This window comes from Moraxella sp. VT-16-12 (assembly GCF_002224245.2).
Taxonomy (GTDB): domain Bacteria; phylum Pseudomonadota; class Gammaproteobacteria; order Pseudomonadales; family Moraxellaceae; genus Moraxella.
This window is the reverse complement of sequence record NZ_NKHK02000019.1, coordinates 1-4,243: the sequence shown is the minus strand read 5'-3', so window position 1 is coordinate 4,243 and position 4,243 is coordinate 1. Positions and strand designations below refer to the sequence as shown.

Genomic DNA, 4,243 nt, shown 5'->3' with positions numbered 1-4,243 from the left:
GTTTGGCTTGTCTTTCACGCTCCGCTTGCTCCTTGCGTTCTAGGCGTTCATTTTCGGCTTTTTGTAATTGCTCATAGTATTCATCAAGCCCCCACCGCTCGGCTATCGCCTTATTCTCAATATTTTTTCTATGAAAATCGTTCACTGGCTCGCCCTTGCTTTCCAAATGGGCGATATAATCAGCGACTTTTTGACGGACGATAACAAGCTCCTTATCGGTCAAGCCGTGTATAATGTCCACCGTGCTAGGGTCTCGGTTATCGCTAATCATCTTATCAATTTTGGCGGTTTTAGTGCGTTTATCATTGATAATTAGCGTAAAATGCGTGATGATTTTACCTAGCTTTTCCTGTTCCAATGTCAGCTCAAACTCGCCCTGCTCATTAATTTCTTTAATTACAGGCGTTAATACATATCTTTTAAAATCATTAACAGCTTCGTATTTATTAGCACACCCAAAAAATTCTTTCCATTCATCAACCACCATTGTAGCTTGTGGGTGTTTCTTACCCTGGGGCAGTTTTGAGCCAGCTCGTTTGCAACAAAATTCATAAAGACGTTTTGTGTGAAAACGCTTTAAATCTATGGTTTTCTCATAGGGGTATTTGGTGTATGCTTCGCCTGTCTTTTGGATTAAATAAGCCAAAACATCAGAGAACATAATAGCAATAAAACCGCTTTCCTTGTGATAGGCTACGGCTTGAACCCAACGGGATTTTAATTCCATTGGAGTATGTGAACCTTTTGGGCGTGCCACGCTGTAAGGGTCTTCTTCGCCCGCCAATCGCTTTAAATCATCTTTGTAGATTTGTGCTTTAAATTCTCGTCCATAAATTTTCTTAGCAGTTTCCGCCAAAACTTCATAGGCATAATTTTGATTGATTTTATTAGCTACGGCAAACTCTTTGGCAGAGATAAAAACTTGTTTACCGCCGATACGTTGGCTAAATAGCTTGTTAATCGCCAACGTCATCAAATCATGCTCGGCTGGCGACAGGTCGAAAGCACCTTCAACCAACGCATTTGATTTAAAAATCTCAATTTCTTTACCTTCAATATAAAAGCTGGCATTTTGGACAAAATCAGACATGGGCATCTCGGATAAAAAATAAGGCTCATTATAACAAGCGGAAAAATTATAATCAATTCCGTTTTATACGGAAAAGCCTTCAAAAAGTACATATAAGGAAAAAAAAAATAAATTCCGTTTGAATTCAGGGGTTTCTCCGTTTGAATTCAGGGGTTTCTCCGTTTGAATTCAGGGGTTTCTCCGTTTGAATTCAGGGGTTTCTCCGTTTATAATACTGTAATCTATTGATTTTAAAAAGAAAAAACGCCCCTATAATATAATAATATATATAATTAAATAATACCGTCCTCCTTTTTCAAAAAATTTTGAATTTTGACTCTAAAACTACTTCTCTTTGTCTTTTCAACCACTAAAAACCATAGTAAAATATAATGATTTTATAGTAAGGGCGAGCATACTTTAAGTACCCTTTGGGATACTTAAAAGCTCGTAAGGGGAATTCCCCTTAACCCCTTGTCATCTCCACTTCGCTACGATGATTGGGGACAAGCCCCCAAACCCCCTGTTGAAAAGGCAAAAGAAAAATGTAACACATTGCACGCACATTACACTACAAAATAAAAATATGACAATAGGCGTGCAATGTCATTACATTTGCAACATTGGAAATTTTTAACAATGAAATCGCCAAAACGCACCAAAGAAATCAAAATCAGATTAACCGAACAAGAACATCAGATTCTATTAGACAAAAAAACAGGGGCAGAGTTGGCAACTTGGATTAGGGATACTTGTTTAGAAACTGAATCCCCCAAGAAAAAACCAATCAAGACGGCAGACCCTGAACTACTTAGACAACTTGCCAAGATTGGCGGTAACTTGAACCAAATCGCCAAAGCCACCAACACCGAGCAAGCAAGGGGCGATATTATCAATCTTTTGAGAGTAACCGCAGAATTAGCCACCATTAGGGAACAACTAGACGAACTTTTGGAGCGTAACCAGTGATTGTTAAATTTTTACCCAATAAGGGGAAAGGTACTTGTTTAGCAACAATGAATTATTTACTAGGCAGGAAAGGCGACCGAGAACACGCCAAAGTATTACAAGGCGACCCCAAATTAACACAGCAGTTAGCCGACAGCCTAGAATTTAAGCACAAATACACGGTTGGGGTATTATCGTTCGGGGAGTCCGACCTTGATGACCGCCAAAAGCGTGAGATTATGGCAGACTTTGAAAAAGCCCTTTTGTGTGGACTAGAACAAGACCAATACAACATCTGCTGGATAGAACACCGAGACAAAGGGCGGTTAGAGCTGAATTTTGTCATTCCAAAGGTTGAATTAACCACAGGTAAGGCGTTAAACCCCTATTTTGACAGCGTGGACAGAAAGAGAGTAAACGCATTCAAAGACTGCACCAACGCCAAATATAACCTAACAGACCCCAATGACCCAGCTAATCGCCAACCATTGACACCCAAGTCTAACCTACCCAAAGACAAAAAAGCGTTACAGGAAGCGATTACAGGCTATCTGATGAACGAAATGGGCTTAGGTAAGGTAAAAGACCGTCAAGGCGTTTTAAACGCCATACAGAGCGATTTAGGACTATCTGTGGCGAGAGTTACCCCTAATTCAATCAGTATCAAAGACCCAACCAACGAAAATGGGCGAAATATCCGCCTAAAAGGGGAAATTTATGCAGACGCTTTCAGATTTAGCCAAAACTATTCAACAGAAAACGAGCGAGCGAGCCGAGAATACCGAGCAAATCGTACAGAACGAATTGCAGAAACTGGAACAATTCTTACAGCAGAGATTGAGAGAAAGCGAGCATTCAATCGCAAACTCTATTATCAACCACCAAAAGAGTCTGCAAGCGAAATTAAACACCGCCCTAGCGTTCAAGAATTGGCTCATGATAACCATAGGGGTATTATTGGCGATAGTCCTAGCATTGGGGGGAATGGCGATGTATTTTTACAGCAGTCTGAAAGACAGCCGAGCCGAACAAGCCGAAATTTTGGCGACCATAGAACAAATGCCACTACCGCCCAAAGTGTTGAACCGATTCAACATACAGCAGGACGACAAATATTATTACCTAGCGACCAAGAACAAGAAAGCGGAAGTATTCGCCAACAAAAACGGAGGACACACAATCAAAATACCCAAATAAACGCCGTAGAAGCCCCTACAAGCGATTTTTTTGGGATGGGTGGTGGTAAGATGCCACTCAATACCAAAAATCACTCTACGGAGCTCCTAGACCCCTTAAATGCGATTTCTCCAAAAAGACAGGATTTTTTAACCAATGCACAACAGCTTTATGAACGACTACAACGCATTGTTGAACGAGCTAGAACAGCAGTTAAACGCTTTACAAGCGACCACAGCAACACAGAGCGAGCAGATGCAGCAATTAACAGCAGTCAATCGGTCTTTGAGAATGCAGAACGAGCAATTACAGGGGCTAATAGACAAATTGACGACACAGAACGCCAAATTAAACAGCGAGAACAGCAGGCTAACGAGCTTGTTACAGAACAGCAAAAAGAGCTAAGACGAGATAATAACAGGGGGTTTGGGCGTTAATTTCGTCTACCCCCACAAGTTTTGTAATTGTTAAATTCTTTGGTTTATCATAGCACGCACAAAGAAAAACCCATTATTTTAAGGTAAAAAATTATGCCCCTATACGATAATGCCCTAGAAATTATCCGTACCAACTTAGAACAGCTACAAAACGGTGAACGCCCTAAATTTGTAGCAATCGGCAAGCTGACTGATGAGCAGTTAACCACAATCAACCAAAAACAACTTGAAAAAGGCTTGCCAGTTGTTCAATGTAACGAAATTTTGTATATGGGTAGGCATCACTACAACAGCCGAGCCATTAAGGACGGATATACGATTGATGATTTAGTGAAGCAGGTTGAAAGTGCATTGGCTGAAACTAGCGTGATTGAAAATAACAAGGTGCTCAAAAGCACCATTTTAAGAGATGACGGCTACGGCAATATGGTTCAAGATTGGGCGGTTTTTGAGATGACCGCAAAACGCCCAAAAATGGAGCTATTTTCAGTTATTCCCAAAGGGGATGATAACAAGCCACCAAAATAAAATCCGCCCATATGTTGCCATACAAACGGATTTTTGTGTCACAAACGCAATCTCGGTTAACTTAGAACTCCGACGCCCTTGCGTT

Annotated in this window: 4 protein-coding genes and 1 pseudogene; 4 read left to right on the top strand and 1 reads right to left on the bottom strand. The window is 40.8% G+C overall.

Going from position 1 to position 4,243, the window contains the following annotated elements:
* On the bottom strand, window positions 1–1,090 hold a 1,090-nt coding region (locus CEW93_RS10530; RefSeq protein WP_186727969.1), incomplete at its 3' end, for a replication initiation protein.
* A 618-nt stretch (window positions 1,091–1,708) separates the two neighbouring features.
* On the opposite strand from CEW93_RS10530, the gene CEW93_RS10525 reads away from it, so the two are divergent.
* From CEW93_RS10525 to CEW93_RS10515, 4 genes and pseudogenes are all read left to right on the top strand, one after another.
* Window positions 1,709–2,038 carry a MobC family plasmid mobilization relaxosome protein gene (locus tag CEW93_RS10525; RefSeq protein ID WP_089539322.1) on the top strand — a complete coding sequence of 110 codons (330 nt, stop codon included), beginning with the start codon at window positions 1,709–1,711 and terminating at the stop codon, window positions 2,036–2,038.
* Between the two features lie 47 nt (window positions 2,039–2,085).
* A pseudogene (locus CEW93_RS11105) lies at window positions 2,086–2,706 on the top strand (relaxase/mobilization nuclease domain-containing protein); the annotation flags it as partial.
* Between the two features lie 28 nt (window positions 2,707–2,734).
* On the top strand, window positions 2,735–3,214 hold the full coding sequence (locus CEW93_RS11100) for an MbeB family mobilization protein (protein ID WP_370511955.1): 480 nt from the start codon (window positions 2,735–2,737) through the stop codon (window positions 3,212–3,214).
* A 509-nt stretch (window positions 3,215–3,723) separates the two neighbouring features.
* Window positions 3,724–4,158, top strand: coding sequence for a hypothetical protein (locus CEW93_RS10515; RefSeq protein ID WP_089539324.1), 435 nt, complete (start codon window positions 3,724–3,726; stop codon window positions 4,156–4,158).
* Window positions 4,159–4,243: the final 85 nt, after the last annotated feature.

Coding starts and splice junctions, on each gene's coding strand:
- CEW93_RS10525 (WP_089539322.1), top strand. CDS start 1,709: ATGAAATCGCCAAAACGCACCAAAGAAATCAAAATCAGATTAACCGAA.
- CEW93_RS11100 (WP_370511955.1), top strand. CDS start 2,735: ATGCAGACGCTTTCAGATTTAGCCAAAACTATTCAACAGAAAACGAGC.
- CEW93_RS10515 (WP_089539324.1), top strand. CDS start 3,724: ATGCCCCTATACGATAATGCCCTAGAAATTATCCGTACCAACTTAGAA.